Raw genomic sequence first — 26351 nt, forward strand, 5'->3', positions numbered from 1 at the left:
TCCTTGACCGGTGGCTTCGAGCTCGAGCGCCGAGACCAGCTCCAGTATGATCGCCCCGCCGGTGGCGGGGCCTTCTCGGTGATCGGGTGGGCGATACTGGGATCGAACCAGTGACCTCTTCGGTGTGAACGAAGCGCTCTCCCCCTGAGCTAATCGCCCGTCGTACGAACTTCCACGAAATCCGGGGGTGGACTCGTGGTGCGCGATACTGGGATTGAACCAGTGACCTCTTCCGTGTCAGGGAAGCGCTCTCCCGCTGAGCTAATCGCGCGCTGCGGAACTTCGTACGTGCGGAAGCATATCGGATGCCTTCACGGGCCTCGCAGGGGGTCCGGTGTACCGAAAACAGCCTGACAGGAACGCCCGGAAACAGGCACACTGCGAAGGACGCCCGTGTTCGGCACGGCCGTCCCCGGCCGACCAGGAGAGTCCCACCCCGATGACCGAAACAGTGTCCACCCCGCCCGCCGACGTGAACCGCGCACCGGCGCGCTCGGGACTCCTCATCGGGGTTCTCGTGCTCTCGGCGTTCGTGATGATCCTCAACGAGACGATCCTGAGCGTCGCGCTGCGCGACCTGACCGTCGACCTGCACGTGCCGACGACCACCGTGCAGTGGCTGACCAGCGGGTTCCTGCTGACGATGGCCGTGGTCATCCCCACCACCGGGTTCATGCTGGAGCGGTTCTCGCCGCGGCAGGTGTTCCTGTTCTCGCTGTCGGCGTTCAGCCTCGGCACGCTGCTGAGCGCGCTCGCGCCCGGGTTCGGGGTGCTGATGGCCGGGCGCGTGGTGCAGGCGTGCGGCACCGCGGTGATGCTGCCGCTGCTGATGACGACGGTGATGCGCCTGGTGCCGCCGGAGCGGCGGGGCGCCACGATGGGCACGATCACGATCGTCATCGCGGTGGCGCCGGCGATCGGGCCGACGATCGGCGGCGCGGTGCTTTCGCTGGGCTGGCGCTGGATGTTCTGGATCGTGCTGCCGCTCGCGGTCGCCGCGCTGGTGACCGGGGCGGTGCTGCTGCGGCTGGACAGCGAACAGCGTCGGGTGCCGCTGGACGTGCCGTCGGTGCTGCTGTCCGCGATCGGGTTCGGCGGCCTGCTGTACGGCCTGTCCTCGGGCGGCGAGCAGGCCGGGGCCGAGCCGCCGGTGCCGGGGTGGGTGCCGATCGTCGTCGGCGCCGTCGCGCTGGTCGTGTTCACCTGGCGGCAGCTGCGGCTGCAGCGCCGGGACCGGGCCCTGCTCGACTTGCGGCCGTTCACCCACCGCAGCTTCGTCGTCGCGCTGGCGCTGACGGCGCTGCTGTTCGTCTGCCTGATCGGCGCCGCGGCGATCCTGCTGCCGCTGTACCTGCAGACGGTGCTGCACACGAGCACCTTCGTCAGCGGGCTGGCGGTGCTCCCCGGCGGGCTGGTGCTGGGCCTGCTGGGCCGCCCGGTCGGCGCGCTGTTCGACAAGGTCGGCGGCCGCCCGCTGGTGATCCCGGGCGCGGCGGCGATGGCCGCTTCGCTGTGGCTGTTCGCGATCCTGGGGCCCGATTCGCCGCTGATCGCGGTGATCGGGATCCACGTGCTGATGATGGCCGGGCTGGGCCTGATGATGACGCCGCTGTTCACCGAGTCGCTCGGCGTGCTGCCCGAACACCTGTATTCGCACGGCAGCGCGATCCTCTCGACGCTGCAGCAGGTGGCCGGCGCACTGGGCACGGCGGTGTTCGTGAGCGTGGCGACGCTGGGCAGCCACGACACGACGGCGGCCAGCCCGGACGCCGCCGGGCTGCGCGCGGCGTTCATCGTCGCGGGGATCGTCGGTCTGGTGGCCTTCGCGGGCAGCTGGCTGATCCGGCGCGGGCCGGCGCCGGTCGCCGCGGGTGGCGCGCACCACTGATGGTCCGTCCGGCCCGGCCGGACTCGGGGAAGGGAAAGTCCCGCTTCCGCTCGGCGAAGGCCGGGGGGAAGCCTGCGAGCGGAAGCGGGAGTTCGAGGCCGGTACGGGGGTCGCCTCGCGGCGAAAGGCTCTTCACGGCTCCAGCCGGACTGGTATTCCGTCAAGGCAAGGGGTGAGGCCCGGGGACTCCGCCGTACCGACACCCGTTACAACGCCCCGGATCAGCCGGTGTTCCCCGGCGTGACCCGGCTCATGCCGTCACCTTCGGCGTCGCCCGGACACCGCTGTGCAGGTACCTCTCCCCGGTCGGCAGCGTGTAGAACGTCGCCGAGATCCACGACTGCGCGCCCGGCTCGCGGAAGGCGAACTGCGCTCCGCCCATCGGGACCAGGTCGTGTTCCGTCGTCGCTTCCGGGACCAGCGCGGCGATCGGGCCGGTGATCGTCTGCCGCATGCGCAGGCCCTTCTCCCCCTCGAACACCTCGATCCGCATCGACGCCCGCTCGTAGGTCCCGGTGAACTCCGCGAAGTCGACCGACGGCGGCTCCGCGGCCGGCGCGATCGGGCTCGGCAGGGCCACGCCGGCCAGCTCGGCGAAGATCTCGCGGTAGAGCTCCTCGTACAGGTCCCGCGTGTTGCCGCCGTTGGTGAGCAGCGTGACGGCCAGGCCGTGCGAAGGCAGCACCCGCAGGAACGCCGACTGCCCGATCGTGTTGCCGTCGTGGCCGATCACCCGGTGGCCGTCCCAGTCGAAGCGGATCCAGCCGAGGCCCCACGAGTCGCCCAGCGTGTGCTTGTCGGGCATGTCCGCCTGCCACTCGGTCATCGCCGCCGCCGACGCTTCGGACAGCACGCCGGCCCCGCCGGCCAGGTGCATCCGGGCGAACGCCAGGACGTCGGCCGCCGACGCGGTGATCAGCCCCGCCGGGCCCGCCGAGCGCGGCAGGCCCCACACCGGCGCCGGGGACGGCGGGCCGTCGCCGGCCGCGACGTGGCCCATCGCCGCCCGGTGCAGCAACGCCTCCTCCGGCAACGTCCCCGTGTGGGTGAGCCCCAGCGGGGTGAACAGCCGCTCGCGCAGGGCCGCGTCCCACGTCTGGCCGGTGAGCTGCTCGATCACCCGGCCCAGCAGCACGAACCCGGAGTTGCAGTAGGACAGCGTCGCCCCGAGCGGGTGCACCTGGGCGACCTCTTCCAGCAGGCCGACGAACTTCTCGATGCAGTCGTCGCCGCGGCCGGTGTCGGTGAAGACGTCGCCGTCGATGCCACTCGTGTGGGTGAGCAGGTGCCGCAGGGTCACCTTCTTGGTGACGTCCGGGTCGGCCAGCCGCAGCTCCGGCAGCACGTCGGCGATCGGTGCGTCCAGCTGCACCAGGCCCTCGTCGACCAGCTGCATCGCCACCGTGGCCGTCCACACCTTGGTGATCGAGCCGATCTGGAACACCGCGTCGTCGGTGACCTCGGCCCCGGTCGCGGTGTTCAGCACGCCGTGGCTCGCGAGCACCCGGTCGTCGCCGGACAGGATGCCCAGCGACGCCCCGGGCACGCGGTGCTTGCGGGCGAGCGCGCTCAGGCGCCGCCGCCAGTGCGCGGCGTCCAGCGGCACCCGCGCCGGCTTGCCCGGTTCGCCCGCGTACTGCGTGACCCAGTCGGCGATCCGGCGGTTGAAGTCCAGCCGGTGCGAGGGCTTCCCGTCGAGGATGAACAGGTGCGACGCGCCGGGGTAGAGCACCATGCGGGTGGGCACGCCCTGCCCCCGCAGCGCGGTGAACCACTGCTCGGCCTGCCCGGGCGGGCACCGGTCGTCGGCGCCGCCGTGCACCACCAGGGTCGGCGTGCGCACCTTCTCCACCTGGGACAGCGGGGAAAGCGCCGCGTAGTGCGTCCGGTTCTCCGACGGCAACGAGCCGAGTTCGGCGACGCCGAGGTAGTGGCCGGCGTCGGACGTGCCGGCCATGCTGACCACGTCGGAGACGACGCCGCCCGCGACGGCCGCGGCGAAGCGGCCGTCGCGGCTGGTGAGGTAGCACGTCATGAAGCCGCCGTAGCTGTAGCCGGCCACGGCGAGCCGCCGCGCGTCGGCCACGCCCTCGGCGACGAGGGCGTCCAGCGGCTCGAGGAAGTCGCGGGCGTCGGCCACACCCCAGGCACCGACCGCCCCGGTGTAGAACGCTTCGCCGTAGCCGTCGCTGCCGCGCGGGTTGAGCAGCAGCACCGCCCAGCCGCGCGCGACGAGCTCCTGGTGGTAGAGGTGCACGGCGTCGGCGGTGCCGTTCCACGCGTTGTGCGGGCCGCCGTGGATGTCCAGCAGCAGCGGCCGCGGCCCGGTGCGGGCGGGATCGCGCAGCAGCCAGCCGGCCACCACCGTGCCGTCGGAGATGGTGAACTCCCGTTCCTCGGAGACGAACGGGTCGAAGCCGGGCCCGTGCGCGGTGCGGACGTCGACCGCTCCCCCGGTGACGGCGACCGTCGCCACCTGGCCGTAGGACGTCGGCGTGGCCAGCACGATCGCGGCCGTGTCGCCGGCCGCGGTCATCCCCGTCACGGCGGTGCCGTCGCCGCCGGCGACGAGCCGCGGCTCACCACCCTCGGCGTCGACCGCGTAGAGGTGGGTGCAGCCGCGGTCGCGGGCGCAGAACAGCACGGTGGAGCCGGAAAGCTGCGGGAGCGCGCCCGGGTAGCCGGGACCGCCCGGCATGACGTTCCGGTCGAGCGGCGCCGCCAGGTCGGTGGTTTCGCCGCCGTCGAGGGGAACCCGCAGCAGCCCGAGGTGCCCGGGTGCGGTGTCGCGGCGGCCGACCACCAGCAGCGCAGCGCCGTCGGCGGTCCAGCCGACCGCGCCGCACATGCCGTCGGCGGAACCGACCAGGCGGGGCTCGCCGCCGGGCTCGACGACGTAGGCGCCGGAGCGGAAGGTCAGGTCGGCGTCGGCCTCCGGCCCGGCGGGGAAGGCCAGCAGCGTGCCGTCCGGCGACCACGCCGGGTCGCCTGCGTGCCAGTCCCCCGCCGTGACCTGCCGGACCTCGCCGGTGGCGACGTCGAGGACGTGGACGTGCTTGCGCAGCGTCCGCAGCAGCCCGGCGCCGTCGGCCTTGAAGTCGACGCGGTCGGCGACCACCGGGGCGCCCGCGCGGCGGGCACGGGCGGCGTCGTCCTCGCCCTCGTCGGCGGCGAGGTCGACCGGCGCGGCGAAGGCGATCGCGGTGCCGTCCGGCCGCCAGACCGGGGTGCCCGCGCCGAGCGGCAGGCTGGTGACGGGCTCGGGCTCGCCGCCGTCGACGGGAAGCAGCCACAGCTGCGGCGGGCCGTCCTGGGCGCGCAGGAACGCCAGCCGCGTGCCGTCCGGGGACCACGCCGGTTCGAGGTCGGCCGGGCCGCGGGTGAGCCGGCGCGGCTCGCCACCGGCGGTGCCGACGAGCCACAGCGAACGGACGTCGGTGTCCTTCTCGCGGTCGGCGGTGCGCAGCACGTACGCGATCCGGCTGCCGTCGGGCGAAATCGCCGGGTGCTCGGGGAACTCGAAGGCAGCGAGGTCGTCGATGCCGGGACGTCGGGTCATGCGGATCTCCTCGTGGGCTGGCTTGCGGCGAAGTGGCACGCCGCGGAGTGGGGACCGTCCGCGGTGTCGCCCGCCGGGTCGGTGGTGACGCAGACGGTGCGGTCGGGGTGCACGAGCGGCCCGATCGGGCAGCGCGGGTGGTAGCGGCAGCCGGACGGCGGGTGGTGCGGGTCGGCGGGTTCGGTGTCGGCGAGCGGGCCGGCGTCGCTGCCGGTCTCGCTGCCGTCGAGCAGGCTCCGGTGCGCCGAGGGCGCGGCGGCCAGCAGTTCCCGCGTGTAGGGGTGCTTCGGGTCGGTGAGGACCTGGGCGGCGGGCCCGGCCTCGACGATCCGGCCGAGGTACATCACCGCGACGACGTCGCTGACGTACCGCACGACGGCGAGGTTGTGCGAGATGAACAGCATCGACAGCGCCAGCTGCCGCTGCACGTCCCGCACCAGGTTGAGCACGGCGCCCTGCACCGAGACGTCGAGCGCGGAGGTGATCTCGTCGGCGATCAGCACCTTCGGCCGCCCGGCCAGCGCCCGCGCGAGGGCGACGCGCTGGCGTTGCCCACCGGAGAGCCGCCCGGGCAGCGCCGCCGCGCGGTCCGGGTCGAGGTGCACCAGTTCCAGCAGCCGCGCGACCTCGGCCCGCCGTCCGACGCGCGACGTCCCGGGCGGCATCGCCTCGGTGATGGACTCGCCGATCGCCATCCGCGGGTCCAGCGACGAGTACGGGTCCTGGAACACCATCTGGAGCGGACGCCGCCGCGGCAGCCGCCGCACGTCGACCCCGTCCAGCAGCACGCGACCGGCACTGACCGGGGCAAGCCCGGCCGCGGCCCGCGCGAGGGTCGACTTGCCGGAACCGGACTCGCCGACCAAGCCGACGACCTGCCCCGAGGGGACGGTCAAGCGGACACCGTCGACCGCGGTCAGCCGGCCATAACGGACGCTGACGTCCTCGAACTCCAACGCGCTCACGCCGCACCCTCCTCATGAGACTGTCCGGAAAGGACGGTCGCGTGCGGGTGCCAGCAGGCCACCCGGTGCTCGCCGCGGTCCGGGGCTTCCAGCACCGGGTCTTCGGTGCGGCAGCGGTCCGAGGCGCGCGGGCACCGGGCGGCGAACGCGCACCCTTCGGGCACCTGGTCGGGTTCCGGCGGCCGGCCGGGGATCACGTCCAGGGGCCGGTCGCGGTCGGTGTCCAGGTCGATCGTCGTGGCCAGCAGCGCCCGGGTGTACGGGTGGCGGGCCGGGCTGCCGGACGGCAGGTCCTCGACGATCCGGCCGGCGTACATCACCAGCACCCGTTCGCACGTCTGGGTGACGACCGCGATGTCGTGGCTGATCAGCAGGATCGCCGCGCCCTCGGTTTCGCGCGTACGGGCCAGCAGGCGCAGCACCTGGCGCTGGACGGTGACGTCGAGCGCGGTCGTCGGCTCGTCGGCCACGATCAGCTTCGGCCGTCCCATCAGGCCCATGCCGATCATCGCGCGCTGCCGCATGCCGCCGGAGAACTCGTGCGGGTACTGGCGGGCGCGCCGCTCGGCGGCCGGGACGCGCACCGCGGCCAGCCGGTCGACCGCGCGGGCGAACGCCTGGCGCCGCGAAAGGCCGTGGTGCTGCTCGGAAACCTCGGCGAGCTGGCCGCCGACCCGGCGGGCCGGGTTGAACGACGTCATCGGGTCCTGGAACACCATCGCCAGCGCGGTGCCGAGCTCCCGGTCCGACGCGGCCGCCAGCGGCTTCCCGGCGAACTCGAGCCGGTCGGCGGTGACCACGCCGGGCGCTTCGACCAGCCGGGACACGGCCAGCGCCGTCAGGCTCTTGCCGGAACCGGACTCGCCGACCACGCCGATCGCTTCGCCGGCGCGCACGCTGAAACTCACGCCGCGCACCGGAACCGTCCAGCCGTCCGGGCCGGGGAACGCCACCCGGAGGTTCTCCACCACGAGCACCGCGTCCGCGGGCCGCTCGGCGGCCGTGGGCGCCGCCGCCGCGGGCGTGGGTGCCGGGCGCCGGGTCACCCGGGTGCGGACCCCGACCACCGCCGCGACCGTCTCGCCGACCAGGTTGAACGCCAGCCCGGCCAGCACCACCGCCGCGGCGGGGCCGAGCGCGGCCGCGGGGTTGACGTAGATGCCGTCCAGTCCTTCGCGCAGCAGCCGTCCCCAGTCGTAGTCCGGCGCCTGCACGCCGATCCCGAGGAACGACAGCCCGGCGAAGGCCAGCAGCGCCGACCCGGCCCCGATGGTCGCGTTGACCACGAGCGGCTCGCCGATGTTCGGCAGCACGTGCCGGGCCAGCAGCCGGATCCGGCCGACGCCGGCGATCCGGGCCGCGGCGACGAAGTCGCGGCCGCTCACCGACGCCGACAGCGTCTGCACGAGCCGGGCGAACGCCGGCGCCGTCGCGAACCCGATGGCCAGCACCGCGCCCTGGGTGCCGACGCCGAAGATCACCGCGAGGAACAGGGCCAGCAGCAGGCCGGGGAACGCGACGGCGATGTCGACGACCGCGGTGACCAGCCGGCCCGCCCGGCGCGGCAGCACCGCGGGCAGCGTCCCGAGTACGACGCCGGTGCCGGCCCCGATCACGGTCGCGAGCACGGCCAGCCCGACCGAGAGCCAGGTGGCCACCAGGGTGCGCAGCAGCAGGTCGCGGCCGAGGGAGTCGGTGCCGAACGGGTGCGCCCCGGACGGGCCCTGGCCGATCGCGTCGGTGTCGATCGCGGCCGCGCTGTCGCCCCACAGCAGCGGGGCCAGTGCCGCCACGACGACGACCAGGGCCAGCAGCAGTGCCGAGCACGCCCCCACCGGCGTCCGCAGGGCCGCCGTCCACGTTCCGCGTCGCGCCATCTCACGCCTCCCGAATGGCCGAGCGCGGGTCGAGCAGCCCGAGCACGACGTCGACCAGCAGGTTCACCAGCAGCACGCCGACGCCGTAGACGAGCACGATCCCCTGCACCAGCGGGTAGTCCTTCTGCAGGATCGACTGGACGATCGTCGAGCCGAGGCCGGGCCAGGCGAACACGTTCTCCACCAGCACCGTGCCCGCGACCAGCCCGGTCAGCATCAGCCCGCCCAGCGTCAGCGTCGCGGTCAGCGCGTTCGGCAGCGCGTGCCGGACGTAGACCAGCCGCGCGGGCAGCCGCTTCGCCCGCGCGGTGCGGACGAAGTCGGCGCCCAGCACCGCGAGCAGCTCGATCCGCAGCATCCGCGCGAGCACCGCCGCCGGCCCGACGGCCAGCGCCGCCACCGGCAGCACGTAGGCGCTCGCGCCGTCGCCGCCGGCCACCGGGAACCAGCCGAGGCCGACGGCGAACAACGCCACCAGCGCGACCGCCACCAGGAACTCCGGGACGGCGGCGAGGAAGACGCTCACCGACGTGAACGCCAGCTCGCCGCCACGGCGCCGTCCGCCGCGGGTGAGCACCGCGAAGAGCACGCCGACCGGGACGGCGACGGCGACCACGACGGCGAAGGCCAGTACCGCCAGCTGCAGGGTCGCCGGCAACCGGTCGCCGATCACCTGCGTGACCGGCTGGCCGCTCGCCATCGACGTCCCGAAGTCGCCGGTGACCAGGCCGCGCAGGTAGTGGCCGTACTGCACCCACAACGGGTCGTCCAGGCCGAGCTGCAGCCGCTTGGCCCGCACCAGGTCGGCAGGCGCGGTCATCCCGAGCGCGGCGCGCACCGGGTCGCCGGGCACCAGGTGGATCATCAGGAAGGCCGCGGTGACCAGCGCCCACAGCGAGACGGCGAACCGGGCCAGCCGCCGCGCGGCGAACGCCGGCCAGCCCCCGCCGTGCAGCCGCGCGGGCGCCGCCGCCGCGGTGGTCATCGCGCGTACATCCGGATCGAGGACGGGCTGACGCTGCCCTGGCTGACGTCGAACCGGGCCCCGCTCGCGTAGATCGGCACGACGGAGTCGACGTAGGGCACCACGTCCACGCGCTTGACCAACGCCGTCTCGGCGGCCTCCCAGGACGGGCAGCTGGCGGCGCCGCTCATCGTGGCCGCCTGCTTCACGCCCTGCTCGTACTCCGGGTTGGCGATGTGCCCGAAGTTGGTCCCGTCCGGGGCCGCCGGGCCGGACACGAACGGCACCAGCTGGCTCGGCAGGGTCAGCCCGAGCGGCCCGAGCGAGACCTCCCACTCGCCGGTGCCGAACAGCACCTGGGACAGCCCGGGGCTGTCGACGGCCTTGAGCGTGACCTCGGCACCGAGGGTTTTCCACGTCTGCTGGGCCAGTTCGGCGGTGGGGGCCATGGTCGGGCCGAGCTGGGTGCCGTAGAGGACCGTGAGCGCGAGCCGCTTGCCGCCCTTGACGCGCACGCCGTCCGGGCCTGCCTGCCAGCCCGCGGCGTCCAGCGCGGCCGCGGCCGCCGCCGGGTCGTGGTTCGGCAGGTGCCCGGTGACGGTGTCGCCCGAGCACGCCTTCGGGTCGGCGGTGACCAGGCTCTGCGACGGCTTGCCGGTGCCGTTGGTGAGCACCTTGCCGAGCTGGGCGAGGTCGAGGGCCTGGGTCAGCGCGCGCCGCACGGACTCGTCCTGGCCGGGGCGCCCGGCGGCCTGGTTGTAGAAGATTTCCCCGAGCGGGGCGAGGAAGTCGGCGTGGAAGAGCTTCCGGCCTTCCAGCCGCTGGCGGTCCGGCCCGTTGATCGCGCCGGCGTTCAGCTCACCGGACAGCAGCAGGTTCGCCGCCGTCGAGGTGTTCGGGACGACCCGCGCGACGACCTTGTCCGGCAGGCCGGGCTGCTGCGCCTTCCAGTCCCCCGGTCCCCACGTGTAGTCCTTGCGCCGGGTGAACGTGTAGTGGTCGTTCGGGACGACCTCGGAGACGGCGAACATGCCGGTGCCCGCCCCGCCCGTGGCCAGCAGCTTCCGGTCGGCGAGGCCCTTGCCGCAGACGATCGGCAGGCTGCCGGTGTTGCGAAGCAGGAACGCGTCGGGCGCACCGCTGGTGACGGTGATCGTCCGGGTGGCTTCGTCGGCGGTGGCCTTGGTGCCGGGCGCGATGGTGAGGCCGGCGTAGGGCGACTTGTTGGCCGGGTCGCCGACGAAGACGATGTTCGCGGCGACGTCGGCCGCGGTCAGCGGGGCGCCGTCCGCACAGGTGATGCCGGGGCGCAGGGTGAACGACGCCGTGGTCGTGGTGGCGTCCCACTTCTCGGCGAGCGAAGGCACCGGCTTGCCGTCGGGACCCAGTTCGAGCAGGGAGTCGTAGAGGAACCGGTTGACCTGGTTGGTCACCGACAGCACCGACATGTGCGGGTCGAGGTTCCCGGGGTCGGAGCCGAGCCCGAGGGTGAACGTCTTGCCGTCGGCCAGCGTGCCGCCGGCCGCGTCGGCGCCGCCGCCCGGTCCCCCGCAGGCGGTCGCCGCGAGGGCGAGCACGCCGAGCAGGACCACCGCCGTCCGCATGTGGGTCATGGTGTTTCCTTCCGGAGGTGGTCCACGGCGAGGCGACCGGCCTTGCCGATCGCCGCGTCGACGGCGGGTTGCCGTTCGGCAAGGGAGTGCGCGCGGGTGAAGACCGCGACGGCGAACCGGCGGCCGTCCGGGCCGGACACGACACCGGCTTCGTTGCGGACCGCCGGCAGGGTGCCGGTCTTGGCCGCGATCGTGACGTCCGAAGGGAATCCGGACGACAACCGGTGCGGCCAGATCTGCCGCGCCATCATCGAGCGGACCCGTTCGCACGCCGCGGGTTCGCCGGCGCGATCGGTCCAGATCGCGTCCAGCAGCTCGGTGATCTCGCGGGGCGTGGACGACGTCGTGCGCTCGGGGTCCAGCACCGCGAGCTTCCACGTCTGCTCGGGTGTCGCCGAGGCGAACACCTCGTCCAGGTCGGCGTCGCCGGCCGCACCGAGGTCCGCCAGCACCGAAGCGAACAGGTCCTCGCAGCAGCCGATCAGCCGGGTCCGGCGCAGGTCGAGGTCGGCGGCCACGCGGTCGACGGCGGCCGCCCCGACACGGTGGTAGACGACGTCGGTGGCGGCGTTGTCGCTCATCGTCAGCATGAACAGCGCCAGGTCCCGCCAGCTCATCTCCACGTCGTCGGCACAGCCCGCGGTGCCGATGCCGCCGATGCGGTAGCGCGAGCCGACGCGGGTGCGGGCCGTCTCGTCCAGCCGTCCCGCGGCCACCTCGCGGGCGTAGGCGACGGCGACCGGGATCTTGAACACCGACGCCAGCACCACCGGGTCGTCCGCGCCGACGGCCACCTCCGGGCCGCCGCCGATCTCCCGTGCGTGCAGGAACCCGCGCGCGCCCGCCTCGGCGAAGACGGCGGCGATCTCCGCTTCGACCGCGCTCACGCGGTCACCCGCCGGTCGGCGCGGCCGGTGTGCAGGTACAGCGCGCGCCCGGTGCCGTCGTCCCCGACGAACGCGTGCGGGATGTACATGCCCTGCATCGGCTCGGCCAGGATCAGCGTGTCGCCGTTCATCGCGACCAGCTCGGTCTTCTCCGGCTTGGCCAGCTCGGCGAAGATGCCCTTGGGGACGCGCTCGACCCAGACGCGGCCGTCGTCGTCCTGGCTGACCACGATGTCCGCCACCGACGACGAGTACTCGCCCACGTACCGCGAAGCGTCGAAGCGCGGGGCGGCCGGGTCCGGCATCGGCGGCGCGGGCAGCTCGATGCCGGTCAGCTCGCGCAGGACGTGCCCGAGAACCTCGGCGTAGACCGGGATCGTGTCGCCGCCGTTGGTCAGCAGGGCCACCGCGACGCCGTGCTCGGGGGCGACCCGCAGGTACGCGGACTGGCCGATCGTCCCGCCGTCGTGGCCGACTACCTCCCCGCCCGGCCAGTCGAACAGCGACCAGCCCAGCCCCCACGCGTCGCCGAAGAGGCCGAGGTCCGGCAGCTCGACCACGCGTTCCCGCATCGCGCGGGCGCTCGGCGCGCTCAGCACGCGGGTGCCGTCCGCGGCTTCGCCGTCCCGCAGGTGCATCGCGGCGAACGTGACGAGGTCACGCGGGCGCATCGCGAGCATCGCGCCGGCCGGGGCGTTGGACGGCGCCAGCGCCCACATGCCCGCGGGTTCCGGGTCGGCGCCGGGCTCGGCCGTCAGGTGCCCGAGCGCGGCGCGGAACCGGATCGCCTCGTAGGGGCTCGGTGCGGCGTGCGTCAGGCCGAGCGGGGTGAACAGATGCTCCTGCAGGCAATCGCCGTAGCTGTTGCCCCGCAGCACTTCGACGACCCGGCCGAGCACGCAGAACGCGGCGTTGTTGTAGGAGAACATTTCGCCCGGCGGGAACAGCTGGGGCACGTCGCCGAGGGTGGCGACGTACTTTTCGACGCAGTCGTCGCCGCGGCCGGTGTCGGTGAAGATGTCGCCCTCGAAGCCGGCGGTGTGGCACAGCAGCTGCCGGACGGTGATCCGCGCGGCCGCGTCCTCGTCGCCGAGGACGAACTCCGGCAGGTACTTCCGGACCGGCTGGTCGAGGTCGAGCAGGCCGTCGTCGACCAGCTGCATGGCCAGGGTGGCCGTCCAGACCTTGGTGATCGAGCCGATCTGGAACAGCGAGTCGACGTCGGCTTCGACGCCGGTGGCGGTGTTGAGCACCCCGGCGGCGTGGTCGACGACCTCACCGCCGGCGTACACGGCGACGGCCGCGCCGGGCACGTGGTGCTCGGCCAGCAGGGCGGGGAGGCGGTGTTCGAGCCAGGCGGCGAGTTCGGGGAGTTTCGACATGGGGAACCTCTCGGTTTCGCTAGGCGAGCCAGGACTTCGCGGTGGTCACCTCGGCCAGCCGCTCGGGGATCGGGGTGACGCCGAGCCCGGGCCCGGACGGCACCGGCAGCCGCCCGGCCTCGAGCACGAACGGGTCGGTGATGTCGGTGCGGTAGAACCGGTCCGACGCCGACGTGTCACCGGGCAGGGTGAACCCGGGCAGGGACGCGAGCGCGACGTTGGCGGCGCGGCCCAGCCCGGTTTCGAGCATCCCGCCGCACCAGACCGGGACGCCGTGCGCGACGCAGACGTCGTGCACCCGCCGCGCCTCCAGGTAGCCGCCGACGCGGCTCGGCTTGATGTTGACGATCCGGCAGGCGCCGAGCCGGATCGCCGCCACCGCCGACGCCGCCGAGACGACGGTCTCGTCCAGGCAGATCGGCGTCTTCAGGTGCCGGGCCAGCTCCGCGTGCCCGAGCACGTCCTCCTCTTCCAGTGGCTGCTCGATCAGCAGCAGCCCGAACGGGTCGAGCTTCTGCAGCTGCGGGACGTCGGAGAGCGTGTACGCGGTGTTCGCGTCGACCTGCAGCAGGACGTCGTCGCCGAAGCGCTCGCGGACCGCGCGGACCGGCTCGACGTCCCAGCCGGGCTCGATCTTCAGCTTGATCCGGAGGTACCCGGCGTCGAGGTAGCCGCCGACCGCGGCCACCAGCTGCGGGATCGAGTCCATGATCCCGACCGAGACCCCGCACGCCACGGTGTCCTGGGTGGACCCGAGGGCGGTGCCGAACGACATGCCGTGCGCCCGCAGCTCGGCGTCGAGCACCGCCATCTCCAGCGCGGCCTTGGCCATCCGGTGGCCCTTGAACTTCGCCAGCAGCGGCGCGACCCGGTGCGCCGTGACGTCCCCGGCCGCCAGCAGGGCCGGCACGAGGAAGGCCTGCAGGACGTGCTCGACGCCGTCGATGTACTCCGGCGAGTAGAGCGGATCGGCCATCGCCCCGCACTCGCCCCAGCCTTCGCCGTCGGAGGTGACCACGCGCAGGATCAGCAGTTCGCGGGCGGACTGCGTCCCGAACGAGGTGCGGAACGGGGCCACCAGGGGCATCCGCACGCGGCGGATCTCGACACCGGTGAGTTTCACGACGTGTGCTCCTTCGCGACGACGTACCAGCCGGCCCGGTCGAAGCCGGTGACCGCGGCGCCGCCCTCGAGCAGGCCGCCGAGCACCTCGCGCAGCGCGACCCGCCACGCCCGGCCGAGCTCCGGCTCGGTCCGCCGGAGCGCTTCGATATCCGGCGGGACGGCGACCAGCACCACCGGCGCGTCCGCGGCCCCGGTGGCCGGCCCGCCGTCCGGGCCCGCCGCGAGGGCGACCGCGGCGCCGCCGTCCCGCAGCGCCGCCGCGTCCACCCGGCCCGGGTGGCCGGCGGCGGCCGTGCGCACCGGCGGGCTCGCCAGGTCCCAGGCGACCATCAGGCGGTCGGTGTCGCCGGCGCCGTTGATGCCGTCGTGCATCGGGCCGTAGAAGTCCGGCAGGTAGCGCGCCGGGCGGGCGGCGAGCTTGGTCAGGTTGAAGTGGGCGTTGCGGCGCACCAGCGGGTCGAACGTCCAGGAGATCTCCGTGACGCCCTGTCGCAGCGCCCAGGCGCGCTGGTGCAGCTTGAGCGCGAAGCCGATGCCGCGGCCGTGCCCGGCCGTCGCGACCCCGGCGATGTGGCTGTGCAGCCCTCCCTTCGCGGGCTCGCCGAAGAACCCGAAGCAGGCGCCGAGCAGCTCGGGTCCGTCGAACGCCCCGGCCACGTAGTTGCCCGCCGAGACCATCGCCCGCAGCAGCTCGGCGGTCACGAGCGGGTTTCCCGGCGCGGGCCGCCAGATCGACTCGAAGAGGCGGGACACCGCGCCCAGGTCGGCGACCTCGGCCAGGGTCCGGATCCGGACGCCGGAGGCGAGGGCGGCACCGGCCGCCGCGGTCGCCGCCTCGTCCGGAAGCGGCGGGGCTGTGTTCGTCACGACTTCTGTCACGCCCACCATCCTTTCCGGACGCTCGCCGCCGGTCACCGTTGTCCCGCACCGGATTCACCGGGGACGTTCGTCGGGGCGGACGAACTTCCCCGCGCCAGCAAGGTTTCGGTGAGCGCGGCGAGCAGCGCGGTCCGCCGGGGCAGCTCGGCGACGACGACGTGCTCGTCGTCGGCGTGCGCTCCCCCGCCGACCGCGCCGAGGCCGTCGAGCGTCGGAATGCCCAGTCCCGCGGTGAAGTTGCCGTCCGAGGCGCCGCCGACCGCGGCCTCGGTGAGTGTCCCGGCCGCGAGTTCGTTCGCCAGTGCGAACAGCTCGCCCGACGCCCGCGCGTCCAGCGGTGCCCGGTTGATGCCGCCGGCGATGTGGATCCGGGCCTGTTCGTGCACCGGGGCGAGGCTGCGGATGGCGCGGTCGACGCGCTCCTGTTCGGCCGCGTCCCACACGCGCACGTCGACGGCGACGCTCGCCTTGGCGGGCACGGTGTTCGTCGTGGTCCCGGCCGTCAGCGCGGTCGGCACGACGGTGGTGCCCCGCTCCGCGTCGGCGAGCGCGGCGAGCGCGAGGATCTGGTGGGCGACCTCGATTCCCGCGTTGACGCCCTTTTCCGGTTCGAGCCCGGCGTGCGCGGCACGGCCCTCGACCTCGACGCGGTAGAGGGAAACGCCTTTGCGGCGCGTCTTCAGGGCGCCGCCGTCGGCCGAGGCTTCGAGCACGAGGACCGCGTCGCAGCTCTTGGCTTCCTCTTCGATCAACGTGCGGGACGACGGCGAGCCGATTTCTTCGTCGCCGGTGACGAGGATCGAGAGGCCGTCGCGGTCGGGCAGCGCGGCGGCGGCGTGCAGGGCCATCACGACCCCGGCCTTCATGTCGAAGCAGCCGGGTCCGCGCAGGATCCCGTCGCGGACTTCGCAGGGGTGCGTGCGCAGGGAACCCAGCGGCCACACGGTGTCGTGGTGCCCGAGCAGCAGGACCCGCGGCTCGCCGCGGCCGAACCGCCAGCGCAGGTGGGTGCAGCCGTCGGTGACGATCCGTTCGGGCTCGACGCCGAGGAGGCGGCGGCCGATCCCGGCGACGGTTCCGGCGCTGCGGGCGACGGCTTCGTGGTCGGCCGAAGGCGATTCGCAGCGGACGAGCGTCTCGATGTCGGCGATCAGTTCGCTCACTTCGGCTCACCCCGCAGCGGCTTGCCGGGCAGCGCTCCCGGGTCGAGGACTCCGTCGGCCACCACCGGAACCCCGGCGACGTAGAGGTGCCGGACACCGTGGGAGGGCCGGGTGGGGTCGGCGTAGGTGGCGGTGTCGGTGATGCCGCGGGGGTCGAGGACGACGACGTCGGCGTCCGCTCCGGTGCCGAGGTGGCCCTTGCGGCGGGCGGCGGGCGCGACGTCGTCGAGGAGCCGGGCGGGCAGGTAGGAGCAGCGCCGGAACGCCTCGAGCCAGCTCCAGACGCCGGTTTCGCGGACCATCAGGCGCAGGGTCTTGGCGAAGGTGCCCGCGGTGCGCGGGTGCGTCCGGCCACCGGGCGGCAGCGGCCACTCGGTGCTTTCGGAGCGGCCGCCGGGCCAGGACACGGGCATCGCGTCGCTGGCGACGACGGCGTCGGGGAAGGCCAGGGCCCGGTGCAGCAGCGCGCGTTCGCGGGGGTTGTCCTCGTCGAGGAACTCCAGCAGGCACGGCGCACCCGGGTCGTCCCGCCGCAGCTGCCGGAGGCGGGCTTCGTCGCGGACGCGTTCGCCGGTGTCGAGGATGACCACACTGGACGGTCGGAGTCCCTTGAGCCGCAAGCGGTCCGGCTCGATGAAGGCGGCCCCGACGGCCGTGCTGCCCGCGCCGTAGGGGTAGGCCTCGACGGTGACGCGGGAACCCGCGCGGCGGGCGTCGTCGAGGGTGGCGAGGACGCGGTCGAGGTGGTGCCCGGAGGTGCTGTTGACGTGGCAGTGGTGCATCGCGGCCCCGGTCTCCCCCGCGGCGGCGGCGATTTCCGCCGAGCCGTCGACCGGGATGGCGGGATCGACCTCGACGAGCTCGCGCACGTGGGTGTAGGTCGGCACCCCGGCCTTCGCGGCGAGCTGGGCGACGGCGAGGAACTCCCCCGGCGCGGTCTGGGGCGCGTAGCCCATGAGAACGCCGATCCCGAGCGCGCCGTCACCGAGTTCTTTGTCCAAAAGGGACAGCCAGGCGGCGAGCTCGGTGGCCGAGGAAGACCGTTGCCAGGCGGGGTTGCCCAGGACGGCCAGGCCGCTGTCGATGTTCGCATCGGGTGCGATCCCGGCGAGCACCTGAGCCCGGGCGGCACCCCAGGAGGCGGAGAAGCCGTAGTGCAGGGGCCGCCCGGCCGCGGCGGCCTCGGCATAGGCCCGGTCGACGGGCATCAGGCCGGCTTCGAGATCGAGGGCGGTGGTGACCCCATCCATGGCCTGCAGCCGCTGCCCGGCGACGGAGTGCACGTGACTGTGCAGATCGACGAACCCGGGCCCGACGACGAGCCCGGAGACATCGACCTCGGTGGCATCCGCCGTCAGCCCGGTGCCGACGGCCTCGACCCCGGCTCCGGCATCGGAGAGCAGCACGTCGGCGACGCCGTCGAACCCGCTTCCCGGATCGATGACCCGGCCGCCCCGCAAGAGTGTCCGCACCCGCCCGCCTCCTCATCACCACCCGATCGAGGTGACGGTAGGAGGATTTCCCCGAGCGCCGTTGGTACCCGACGACGAACTCCGGCGACGCCTTCCATCCGCGCGGACGAACCACCCGGTCCGCGTGTCGTCAAGCAGGGGGCGTCGAGGTCGAGGCGGAAAGGTGCGGGAACGGACCCCACACGACGGTTCCGCCGGTATGCGCGACCCCGTCGAAGGTGGCGACGGATCCCTCGTGCACGGCATTGTCGAAGCTGACTTCTCCAGAGGCGAAACGTACTCCATCGAACTCGACTCGCCCTGCCGAAAACACGGCGTTTTCGAACGAAGCCACGGTGCCCGCGAAGACCGATCGGCGGAAATCGACGTGCGCGCCCGCGAACTCGGCCTTGCTGAACCAGACCGGGGTACCCTCGAACACGACATCGTTGAACTCGACGTGTCCCGCCACGAACCGCGCCCTGTGGAACGTGACGTTCCCGCCTCGGAAATGCGCCTTCGAGAAGTCCCCGCAGTCGAACACCGCGCCTTCGAAGCTGAATCGGTAGCCTCGCCACGACACCGCACTCCAGCCGTCACGGAGGTGGTTGCGAATCACGCGGATGATGGTGCGACGGACTTCGCGGTTGCCGTGGGAGTAGTCGGCGGAAGCAGTATCGGCGACGTAGGGCATGCGCAGGTAGGCGCAGAGGAGATCGATGCACGTCTGCCTGCCTTCGATCCACTCGTCCGCCAGCTCCGCGAGCGCGTAGACGCCTCCGGTTCGCACAACGTGTTCCGCATTGCCCAGCTGGTCGGCCGCCTTGCCGAACCGGTCCGCATAGGCCTTCGCGTCCTCACGGTACTCAGCGAGCTCCGCGTCGCGTTGCTTGCGGTAGGCGACAGTCAATGCGACGACTGCACCGATTCCGGCCACCACGGCGAGAACGACCTTCAGAGCTTCCAGCCGTTCACCGGCGGTCAGCGCATCCGGACGGCCGAGCCCGAGCCACAGCAGCGCGCCGAACCCGACGGCGACCACGGTTGCGAGGAGCAAGAGGAGCGCGACGTGCAAAAGCAACGATCGGGGAGAGACGCGGGTAGGTCTCTCGCTGCGGAAAACGATGCCTGCTGACGACGATTCGCGCGATCGGCTCATGTGGCATGTAATACGGCAGCCGCTGCCTCGAATCAACCAGAATGGCCCCGCCCCGAAGCGGCAACCGCGGTGTGTCGTCCGCCTGGGTACGCGAGTCGTCCGTCCAGGTACCCGAGCCGTCCGTCCGGGTCAGGACGGCGGGGTCACCGGGGCCAGCAAAATCCCGGTGATCGCGTCGATCAACCCCGTCCCCGCGTCGTTCCAGCTCGCCCGGGGCGTCGCGGTCCCCTCGGCCAGTGCGCGTTCCCGCTCCGCCGTCATGTGGATCATCAGCTGCCGGGCCATGTCGCCGCGCTCGGCGCGGACCTCCGGTGGGAGGCCCTCCAGGCAGCGGTTCAGCCCCTCCACCACGCGCCCCAGGGCCGGCGACGACAGGGACTCCTCCGCGATGATCGCCCGCAGCGCCGGGTCCGTCATCACCTGGGCGCTGAACCGCGCGAACCACGTCGGCGCGCCCAGCTCGTTCAGGTAGCTCGTCGACGGGCGGACCAGGCAGGCCACCCAGTCACGCAGCTCGCCGTCGCCCTCGATGGCTTCGACCAGTTCCTCGCGCAGCCGGTCTATCCGGGTGAAGTGCTTGCGGGCGATCGCGCGGACCAGGTCCGCCTTGGTGCCGAAGTGGTAGTTGACCGCCGCGTTGTTGCCCTGGCCCGCCGCCTCGCTGATGTGCCGGTTGGACACCGCGTGCACGCCGTGCTCGGCGAACAACCGCTCGGCCGTCACCAGGATGCTCTCGCGCGTGGCGCTCGCGCGATCCGCCTTGACGTTCATCCACCCACCCGCATCGCCCAGCCGCTCTGCCGGTACCCACCATACGGACGACCAGGCCGTGGCGAGATCCCGGTGCTCCCTGACCATCCGGCCACTGGCTCCCCGACCGCCCGCTTCCTAACGTCAGGACCCGTGATCCAGATCCTGGCGCCGATCCTCATCGGCCTCGCCTTCGTCCTGCTCAACTCGCTGATCCCGGAGCAGCACCGCCGCCGGTTCAACGCCGTGTTCGTGGGCGGCGCCGGCGCCGCCTACCTCTCCGGCGGAGCGCTCGGCCCGTGGGAGCTCGCGTTCTGCGCGGTGCTGACCTACCTCGCCTTCCGGGGGCTCGACTCGTGGACGTCCATCGGGATCGCCTGGCTGCTGCACACCGGCTGGGACGTCGTCCACCACCTCAAGGGCCAGCCGATCCTGCCGTTCGCCCACGACTCGTCCTTCGGCTGCGCGATCTGCGACCCCGTCATCGCGATCTGGTGCTTCACCGGCGGCCGGTCCGTGTGGGCGGGTTAGCGCACCGTCGCCGGGGGTACCCGGGTGCCATGAGCGCCGAAGTCGAACGCGCCGCGCACGCCTACTGTCCCCGGTGCCACCCGGATCCCCGGCCCGGGGACGTGCTCACGGCGCTGTGCGGTGCCCGCCACCCGTACTTCGGCCGCCGGGAGCGGCCGGTCAACACCTGTCCCGCCTGTGTGACGCTGGCGTCGGCGAACGTCTACGCCTGCGGCCATCCCGGCGCCTGAAACGGCCGCCCCGGAAACCGGGGCGGCCGTCGCGCGGGTCACGCGGGCAGTGAGGACAGCGGCACCGCGAACACCGCTCGGCCGCAGGTCTGGCTCTTCGCCGTGCAGTCGGCCGTCGACCACTCCGACTGGGACCACACCAGGCCGGTCGACCAGTCGTAGGTCAGGGCCTCGGGGTGCACCGCCCAGCAGGCCGTCGTCCCGGACGCGCAGGTGGCCGAGCTGCTCTTCGCCGTCGTCTGGGTCCAGAGCTGGCCGTTGATCGTCGCCGAGCTGTGGGCCACGTACCACTTGCCGTTGTTGGACAGCACGCCCTGCATGTTGCCCACCGAGCTGCGCAGCGCCTCCGACGCGGTCCCGGTCAGCAGGTAGTCGGTGCCCATCGGGTAGCGGTAAAGGCGGCCGTGGAGGCTCTGGTCGGAGAAGTACTCCGTCGTCACGATGCTGGCCGGGGAGGTGCTGCGGTCCAGCGACATCGAGGAGAAGCACGGCACCGCCGTGTCGGACTCCATGGTGCAGGCGCCGTTGGCATACGTGTAGTAACCGACCTGCATCATCGCGTACTTGTAGGTGTAGGCGGCGTACCCGCCGGAGGTCTTGCCGATCGCGTTGGACGTCGTGTCGGTCATCTGCAGGATGTGCTTGGTGCTGAAGACCCGGATGGCGGTGGAGCTGCCGCCTTCGGCCGTCACGTAGATCTTGTCGCCGTACCAGGCCATCCCGCCCATGTGCGCCTGCGCGGCGGTGAAGCTGGTGCCGGTGCTGTTCGGCACGGCCAGGTACAGCATCCGGTACGACGGCTTGGCGGGGTCGTCGTAGTTGATCGCCTGGATCCGCGCGTCGTTGTAGCGGCCGAGCGCGTCGGTGCCGTGCCAGCCGGACAGGATGATCTTGTCGTCGCCCCACTTGCCGTCGTCGTCGGCGTCACCGGAGGTGGTGATGCCCTGGGGGCTCCACGTCGTGGTCCCGGCGCGGTCGGCGTCCCAGCACATCGCCTTGGTGGCGACCGGCGCCTTGGGCAGCGCCGCCTTCTCGGCGCTGGTGCAGCCGGTCATGTCGTAGCTGGTGTCGTTGACGACGGTGTTGAGGCTGACGTTCGGGAGCGCACCGTCGAGCGCGGTCAGCGCGGCGGCCGGCGTGGCGTGCCACACCAGGTTCTGCTTGGTGGTCGTCGTCAGCGGGTCGCTGTAGGCGGCGCTCGCCGTCCCGGGCAGCGCCAGCACGCCGGCCGCCACGGCCAGCGCGAGGAGGATCGCTTTCGGAGTTTTCATGGGACAAGTACGCCTGCCGGCGGTCCAAAATCCGTACACCGGCTTTGTACGCCCCTTGTACCCCTCCGTCTACTGTGGACCCTCCACGCGCCGCCACCGGCCCGGTTACCGGCCGAGCGCCCCCGCCAGCACCTCACGCACCGGCGTCGCCGGGCGGCCGAGCAGGTGCTCCAGCTCCGGCCCGGCCACCGCGAACTCGCCCCGCCGGGCCGCGCGGAACATCCCCAGCAGCAGCTCCGCCCGCGCCGCCGGGACGCCGTGCTCGACCAGGCCCGCCGCCCAGGCGTCGTCGGACACCACCACCCGCCGGACCGGACGGCCCGCGAGTTCGGTCAGCACGGCCGCGATCTCCGCCAAGTCGAGGGCCACCGGGGCGGTCAGCGGGGGCGTCGGCCCGTCGAAGCGGCCCTCGTCGGCGAGGATGATCGCCGCCGCCTCGGCGAGGTCGGCGTGGGCCGTCCAGGACACCGGGCCGTCGGCCGGGGCGGTCAGCTCGCCCGTCTCCAGCGCCGCGCCCAGCAGCAGCGGCACCGTGCTCGCGTAGAACCCGTTGCGGAGCGCGGTGAACGGCCCGTCCGCGAGCCGGCGTTCCGTGGCGGCGTGGTCCACCATCGGCGCGAACCGCGAGTCGGCGGCCGCGGCCTGGTGGCTGGTGTACAGGACGCGCTTCGCCCCCGCTGCCCGCGCGGCCTCGATCGCCGCGACGTGGTGCGCCACGGCCTCTTCGCCCGCCGAATCCGTCGAGACGACGAGGACCTGCGCCGCCCCCTCGAACGCCTCGGCGAGCGATGACGAGTCGGCGAAATCGCCGCGCCGGACGCGGACCCCGCGCGCGGAAAGCTCCGCGGCCCGGCTCGGGTCCCGGACGCTGACCCCGATCTCGGCCGCCGGGACCCGCTCGAGCAGCCGGCCGACGATCCGCGACCCGAGCTGCCCGGTTCCCCCGGTGATGACGATCATGGCGTACCCCTTCTCGATGTTCACGCTGATACTACCCACGTTATCATCAGTGATATCAAGAAAAAGTTACCAACGAAATCAAACGCGGAGCACCGCCGCCCCGGTCACCCGGTCCCCGGCCAGGTCGGTCAACGCCCGGTCCGCCGCGTCCAGCGCGTACGGCACCGTGCTGACCGCCAGGTGGTGACGCCCCGCGAAGTCCAGGAACTCCCGCGCGTCCGCCCGGGTGTTCGCCGTGACGCTGCGGATCTGCCGCTCCTGGAACAGGTGCCGCTGGTAGTTCAGCGGCGGCACGTCGGACAGGTGGATGCCCGCGATGGCCAGCGTCCCGCCGCGGTCGAGCGCGGCCAGCGCCGGCCGGACCAAGTCGCCGACCGGCGCGAAGAGGATCGCCGAGTCCAGCGGCTCGGGAGGCGGCGCGGCCGCGTCGCCCGCCGACGCCGCACCGAGGGCCAGCGCCAGCTCGCGGGCCGCCGCGCTGCGGGTCAGCACGTGCACCTCGGCGCCCCGCGCCAGCGCGACCTGGGCGGTCAGGTGCGCACTGCCGCCGAAGCCGTAGATGCCGAGGCGGCCGCCTTCGGGCAGCTCCGCCCGCAGGAGCGCGCGATAGCCGATCAGCCCGGCGCACAGCAGCGGGGCGAGTTCGTCGTCGCGGTAGCCGCCGGGCAGCGGCAGCGCGTACGCCGCCGGGACGACCGCGTACTCCGCGTACCCGCCGTCGGCGTCCCAGCCGGTGTACCGCGACTCCGGGCACAGGTTCTCCCGGCCGCGCCGGCAGTAGCGGCAGCGCCCGCAGGTCGCGCGCAGCCACGCGATCCCCACCCGGTCCCCGGCCGCGAAGCCCGTGACGTCCGCGCCGAGCGCCACGACCTCGCCGACCACCTCGTGCCCCGGCGTCACCCCCGGCCGGTGCACCGGCAGGTCGCCCTCGGCGACGTGCAGGTCCGTCCGGCACACCCCGCACACGAGCACCCGCACCAGCAGCTCGCCGGCGGCGGGCCGCGGCACCGCCGCCCGCACCGCCTCCAGCGGCCCGGTCGCCATCGGGCCCGGTCGCACGACGCGCCAGGCGCGCATGGCCGGCGGTAACTGCACCACGGTCGACCTCCTCGGTTCGGGGTGGTCCCCAGCATGGCCGCACCGCGCGACCCGCGCGAGCGGTGGCAAGTCGTTGGCCCCTAACAAGATTGAGCTGTTCGTGCGTTTTTCCTGCGTCGGCGTAACAACTTTCGGACGTCACGCGCCATACCGGACGGCGTTCGCGCCAGTCCGGTCCCCGCCGCTGGAGGAGTTCGTGATGGGTCCACGTCGTTCCCTGGTTCCGCGAAGATCAAGACGCGCACTGGCCGCAGGGGTGGTGGTGCCCCTCGCGGTGGCCCTCGCCGCTGCGGCACCGGCCGCCGCCGTGCCGGCCGGCTTCACCGACACCGTCGCCATCGGGGGCCTCAGCTCGCCGACCGCCGCCGCGTTCGCCCCCGACGGGCGGGTGTTCGTCGCGGAGAAGAGCGGCCTGGTCAAGGTGTTCGACACCCTGGCCGACCCGACGCCGACGGTGTTCGCCGACCTGCGCACGCCGACCCAGGACTTCTGGGACCGCGGCCTGCTCGGGCTGGCGGTCGACCCGGCGTTCCCGGCGCGGCCGTACGTCTACGTCTCCTACACCCTGGACGCGCTCCCGGGCGGGACCGCGCCCCGGTGGGGCGACACGTGCCCGACTCCGCCGGGCGCGACCGACGCCGGCTGTGTCGTGACCGGCCGCGTCTCGCAGCTCACGATGGGCCCGGCCGGGACAGCCGTCAGCGAGAAACCACTGGTCACCGGCTGGTGCCAGCAGTACCCCAGCCATTCGGTCGGCGCGCTGGCCTTCGGCCCGGACGGCGCCCTGTACGCGGGCGGCGGTGACGGCGCCAGCTTCAACTTCGCCGACTACGGCCAGGTCGGCAACCCGTGCGCCGACCCGCCGTCGCCGGCCGGCACGAACCTCAGCCCGCCCTCGGCCGACGGCGGGGCGCTGCGGTCGCAGTCCCCGCGCCGCGCGGCCGGGCAGCCGGTGCTGCTCAACGGCGCGCTGCTGCGCATCGACCCCGACACCGGCGACGGCCTGCCCGGCAACCCGTTCGCGGCCAGTGCCGACGCCAACGCCCGCCGCGTCATCGCCTACGGCTCGCGCAACCAGTTCCGGTTCGGCTTCCGGCCCGGCACGGCCGAGCTCTGGGCCGGTGACGTCGGCTGGAACACCTGGGAGGAGATCAACCGCGTCGCGAACGCCGGTGACGGCGTGGCGGAGAACTTCGGCTGGCCGTGCTTCGAGGGCACCGCCCGCCAGGCCGGGTACGACGGCGCGAACCTCGACCGCTGCGAATCGCTGTACTCGGCGGGCGGGCAGACCGCGCCGTTCTACGCCTACAACCACAACGCCAAGGTCGTGGCGACCGACCCGTGTCCCACCGGCGGCTCCTCGATCAGCGGCATCGCCTTCGAGTCGGGCAGCAACTACCCGGCCGAGTACGCCGGCGCGCTGTTCTTCGCCGACTCCTCGCGCGGCTGCATCTGGGCGATGCAGACCGTCTCCGGCCAGCCCAGTCCCACCAAGCTGGTGCCCTTCGTGACCGGCGTCAACACCCCGGTGCAGGTGCTCACCGGCCCCGGCGGCGACCTCTTCTACATCGCGCTCGGCGCCGGCGAACTGCGCCGGGTGAGCTACGCGGGCGGCACCAACCGGCCGCCGGTCGCCGCGGCCACGGCGACGCCGTCCAGCGGGCCTGCCCCGCTGACCGTCCAGTTCGACGGCACCGGCTCGACCGACCCCGACGCGGGCGACACGCTTTCGTACGCCTGGGACCTCGACGCGGACGGCGCCTACGACGACTCGGCGGCGGCGAAACCCACCTGGACGTACACCACCGCGGCGGCGGTCGACGCGGGCTTGCGGGTCACCGACTCCCACGGTGCCTCGGCGACCACGACGGTCCGGGTGACCGTCGGGAACCCGGCCGGGCTGGACCCGGTGCCGGTCATCGACACCCCGGCCGCCACGCTGGCCTGGTCGGTCGGGCAGACCGTGCCGTTCTCCGGCCGCGCCGTCGACGCCCAGGACGGCGAGCTGCCGCCCGCGGCGCTGTCCTGGCGGCTGGCCATCCGGCACTGCACGGCCAACGGCACCTGCCACACGCACAACGTCCAGGACTTCCCGGGCGTCGCCACCGGGTCGTTCGTCGCGCCGGACCACGAATACCCGTCGTACCTGCAGCTGACGCTCACCGCGACGGACTCGACCGGCCGCACCGGGAGCAGGACGATCGACCTGCAGCCGAAGACGGTGACGCTGAACTTCACGTCCAACCCGAGCCAGGCGATGCTCACCGTCGGCGGGACCCAGCAGCGGACGCCGTTCTCGCGGACGGTGATCGCCGGATCGACCAACTCGATCAGCGCGGACAGCCCGCAGAACCTGCCCCCGCTCAACCTGAAGTACGCCTTCAGCAGCTGGGCGCACGGCGGGGCACGGGCGCAGAACGTCGTCGCGCCGCCGACGGGAGCGTCCTACCAGGCGAACTACCGGCTCTGCTGGCTGCTGCAGCCCTGCTGAGCGGAGTGACCCGGCGCCGCGCGATGGCTTCCCTCGGCCTCAACGGCCTCACCATCAACAACGTCAACGCCAACAGCTTCTACCTCACCCCGGCCGCCATCGAGCAGG

At 73.2% G+C, this 26351-nt stretch carries 20 protein-coding genes and 2 tRNA genes; 4 read left to right on the top strand and 18 right to left on the bottom strand.

Annotated elements, in window-relative coordinates; translation table 11 throughout:
• Window positions 1-87: 87 nt before the first annotated feature.
• Together ABZX11_RS46760 and ABZX11_RS46765 are read right to left on the bottom strand one after the other, a co-directional pair.
• Window positions 88-159: transfer RNA gene (locus tag ABZX11_RS46760), tRNA-Val, on the bottom strand.
• Between the two features lie 37 nt (window positions 160-196).
• Window positions 197-271 (bottom strand) — tRNA-Val (locus ABZX11_RS46765).
• A gap of 168 nt (window positions 272-439) precedes the next feature.
• Here ABZX11_RS46765 and ABZX11_RS46770 point away from each other — a divergent pair.
• Complete coding sequence (locus ABZX11_RS46770) at window positions 440-1888, top strand: DHA2 family efflux MFS transporter permease subunit (RefSeq protein ID WP_176176829.1); 1449 nt, start codon at window positions 440-442, stop codon at window positions 1886-1888.
• A gap of 250 nt (window positions 1889-2138) precedes the next feature.
• Here the strand turns inward: ABZX11_RS46770 and ABZX11_RS46775 are convergent, their stop codons facing one another.
• The 13 genes from ABZX11_RS46775 to ABZX11_RS46835 all read right to left on the bottom strand — a co-directional run bounded on the left by ABZX11_RS46775 (window position 2139) and on the right by ABZX11_RS46835 (window position 19683).
• A complete protein-coding gene (locus ABZX11_RS46775) occupies window positions 2139-5447 on the bottom strand; it encodes a serine hydrolase (protein WP_354925344.1) in 3309 nt (1102 codons plus the stop codon).
• Entirely contained in the window at window positions 5444-6412 is a 969-nt protein-coding gene (locus tag ABZX11_RS46780) for an ABC transporter ATP-binding protein (protein ID WP_354925347.1), read from the bottom strand. Before ABZX11_RS46780 ends, ABZX11_RS46775 begins: the two co-directional genes overlap by 4 nt.
• Window positions 6409-8289, bottom strand: coding sequence for a dipeptide/oligopeptide/nickel ABC transporter permease/ATP-binding protein (locus ABZX11_RS46785; RefSeq protein ID WP_354925350.1), 1881 nt, complete (start codon window positions 8287-8289; stop codon window positions 6409-6411). The genes ABZX11_RS46780 and ABZX11_RS46785 overlap by 4 nt, the downstream gene beginning before the upstream one ends.
• 1 nt (window position 8290) lies before the next feature.
• On the bottom strand, window positions 8291-9274 hold the full coding sequence (locus ABZX11_RS46790; RefSeq protein WP_354925353.1) for an ABC transporter permease: 984 nt from the start codon (window positions 9272-9274) through the stop codon (window positions 8291-8293).
• Entirely contained in the window at window positions 9271-10866 is a 1596-nt protein-coding gene (locus ABZX11_RS46795) for an ABC transporter substrate-binding protein (RefSeq protein ID WP_354925356.1), read from the bottom strand. Before ABZX11_RS46795 ends, ABZX11_RS46790 begins: the two co-directional genes overlap by 4 nt.
• A complete protein-coding gene (locus ABZX11_RS46800) occupies window positions 10863-11753 on the bottom strand; it encodes a serine hydrolase (RefSeq protein ID WP_354925359.1) in 891 nt (296 codons plus the stop codon). The genes ABZX11_RS46795 and ABZX11_RS46800 overlap by 4 nt, the downstream gene beginning before the upstream one ends.
• Window positions 11750-13135 (bottom strand): serine hydrolase domain-containing protein, encoded by a 1386-nt coding sequence (locus ABZX11_RS46805; RefSeq protein WP_354925362.1) that lies wholly within the window; start codon window positions 13133-13135, stop codon window positions 11750-11752. The genes ABZX11_RS46800 and ABZX11_RS46805 overlap by 4 nt, the downstream gene beginning before the upstream one ends.
• Window positions 13136-13154: 19 nt before the next feature.
• Complete coding sequence (menC, locus tag ABZX11_RS46810; RefSeq protein ID WP_176176821.1) at window positions 13155-14258, bottom strand: o-succinylbenzoate synthase; 1104 nt, start codon at window positions 14256-14258, stop codon at window positions 13155-13157.
• Window positions 14255-15148, bottom strand: a complete 894-nt coding sequence (locus ABZX11_RS46815) for a GNAT family N-acetyltransferase (protein ID WP_176176820.1) — start codon at window positions 15146-15148, stop codon at window positions 14255-14257. Before ABZX11_RS46815 ends, menC begins: the two co-directional genes overlap by 4 nt.
• 23 nt (window positions 15149-15171) lie before the next feature.
• On the bottom strand, window positions 15172-16302 hold the full coding sequence (locus ABZX11_RS46820) for a M20 family metallopeptidase (protein WP_354925365.1): 1131 nt from the start codon (window positions 16300-16302) through the stop codon (window positions 15172-15174).
• Entirely contained in the window at window positions 16299-17774 is a 1476-nt protein-coding gene (locus tag ABZX11_RS46825; protein ID WP_176176818.1) for an amidohydrolase family protein, read from the bottom strand. Before ABZX11_RS46825 ends, ABZX11_RS46820 begins: the two co-directional genes overlap by 4 nt.
• Before the next feature lie 130 nt (window positions 17775-17904).
• Window positions 17905-18912 (bottom strand): hypothetical protein, encoded by a 1008-nt coding sequence (locus ABZX11_RS46830; RefSeq protein WP_354925368.1) that lies wholly within the window; start codon window positions 18910-18912, stop codon window positions 17905-17907.
• Between the two features lie 129 nt (window positions 18913-19041).
• Entirely contained in the window at window positions 19042-19683 is a 642-nt protein-coding gene (locus ABZX11_RS46835) for a TetR/AcrR family transcriptional regulator (RefSeq protein WP_354925371.1), read from the bottom strand.
• Window positions 19684-19815: 132 nt separating this feature from the next.
• On the opposite strand from ABZX11_RS46835, the gene ABZX11_RS46840 reads away from it, so the two are divergent.
• Window positions 19816-20193, top strand: coding sequence for a DUF6010 family protein (locus tag ABZX11_RS46840; RefSeq protein WP_354925374.1), 378 nt, complete (start codon window positions 19816-19818; stop codon window positions 20191-20193).
• Window positions 20194-20222: 29 nt separating this feature from the next.
• Window positions 20223-20423 carry a hypothetical protein gene (locus ABZX11_RS46845; RefSeq protein WP_176176814.1) on the top strand — a complete coding sequence of 67 codons (201 nt, stop codon included), beginning with the start codon at window positions 20223-20225 and terminating at the stop codon, window positions 20421-20423.
• Between the two features lie 38 nt (window positions 20424-20461).
• Here the strand turns inward: ABZX11_RS46845 and ABZX11_RS46850 are convergent, their stop codons facing one another.
• The 3 genes from ABZX11_RS46850 to ABZX11_RS46860 form a co-directional block, all read right to left on the bottom strand.
• The gene (locus ABZX11_RS46850) at window positions 20462-21694 is read right to left on the bottom strand and encodes a hypothetical protein (protein WP_354925377.1); all 1233 of its coding nucleotides are present in this window, start codon (window positions 21692-21694) and stop codon (window positions 20462-20464) included.
• Between the two features lie 105 nt (window positions 21695-21799).
• Window positions 21800-22678, bottom strand: coding sequence for an NAD(P)H-binding protein (locus ABZX11_RS46855; RefSeq protein WP_354925380.1), 879 nt, complete (start codon window positions 22676-22678; stop codon window positions 21800-21802).
• Window positions 22679-22732: 54 nt separating this feature from the next.
• A complete protein-coding gene (locus ABZX11_RS46860; RefSeq protein WP_354925383.1) occupies window positions 22733-23731 on the bottom strand; it encodes a zinc-binding alcohol dehydrogenase family protein in 999 nt (332 codons plus the stop codon).
• A 277-nt stretch (window positions 23732-24008) separates the two neighbouring features.
• Between ABZX11_RS46860 and ABZX11_RS46865 the strand changes: the two genes are divergently transcribed.
• Window positions 24009-26243 (top strand): PQQ-dependent sugar dehydrogenase, encoded by a 2235-nt coding sequence (locus tag ABZX11_RS46865; protein ID WP_354925386.1) that lies wholly within the window; start codon window positions 24009-24011, stop codon window positions 26241-26243.
• The last annotated feature ends 108 nt before the right edge of the window (window positions 26244-26351 follow it).

This window comes from Amycolatopsis sp. NPDC004169 (assembly GCF_040610315.1).
In the GTDB taxonomy this organism is placed as follows: Bacteria; Actinomycetota; Actinomycetes; order Mycobacteriales; family Pseudonocardiaceae; genus Amycolatopsis.

Bases quoted from the DNA above. Each gene is read 5' to 3' on its own strand.
- ABZX11_RS46770 (WP_176176829.1), top strand. From the start codon at position 440: ATGACCGAAACAGTGTCCACCCCGCCCGCCGACGTGAACCGCGCACCG.
- ABZX11_RS46775 (WP_354925344.1), bottom strand. From the start codon at position 5,447: ATGACCCGACGTCCCGGCATCGACGACCTCGCTGCCTTCGAGTTCCCC.
- ABZX11_RS46785 (WP_354925350.1), bottom strand. From the start codon at position 8,289: ATGGCGCGACGCGGAACGTGGACGGCGGCCCTGCGGACGCCGGTGGGG.
- ABZX11_RS46790 (WP_354925353.1), bottom strand. From the start codon at position 9,274: ATGACCACCGCGGCGGCGGCGCCCGCGCGGCTGCACGGCGGGGGCTGG.
- ABZX11_RS46795 (WP_354925356.1), bottom strand. From the start codon at position 10,866: ATGACCCACATGCGGACGGCGGTGGTCCTGCTCGGCGTGCTCGCCCTC.
- ABZX11_RS46805 (WP_354925362.1), bottom strand. From the start codon at position 13,135: ATGTCGAAACTCCCCGAACTCGCCGCCTGGCTCGAACACCGCCTCCCC.
- ABZX11_RS46815 (WP_176176820.1), bottom strand. From the start codon at position 15,148: ATGGTGGGCGTGACAGAAGTCGTGACGAACACAGCCCCGCCGCTTCCG.
- ABZX11_RS46830 (WP_354925368.1), bottom strand. From the start codon at position 18,912: ATGAGCCGATCGCGCGAATCGTCGTCAGCAGGCATCGTTTTCCGCAGC.
- ABZX11_RS46835 (WP_354925371.1), bottom strand. From the start codon at position 19,683: ATGAACGTCAAGGCGGATCGCGCGAGCGCCACGCGCGAGAGCATCCTG.
- ABZX11_RS46845 (WP_176176814.1), top strand. From the start codon at position 20,223: ATGAGCGCCGAAGTCGAACGCGCCGCGCACGCCTACTGTCCCCGGTGC.
- ABZX11_RS46850 (WP_354925377.1), bottom strand. From the start codon at position 21,694: ATGAAAACTCCGAAAGCGATCCTCCTCGCGCTGGCCGTGGCGGCCGGC.
- ABZX11_RS46860 (WP_354925383.1), bottom strand. From the start codon at position 23,731: ATGCGCGCCTGGCGCGTCGTGCGACCGGGCCCGATGGCGACCGGGCCG.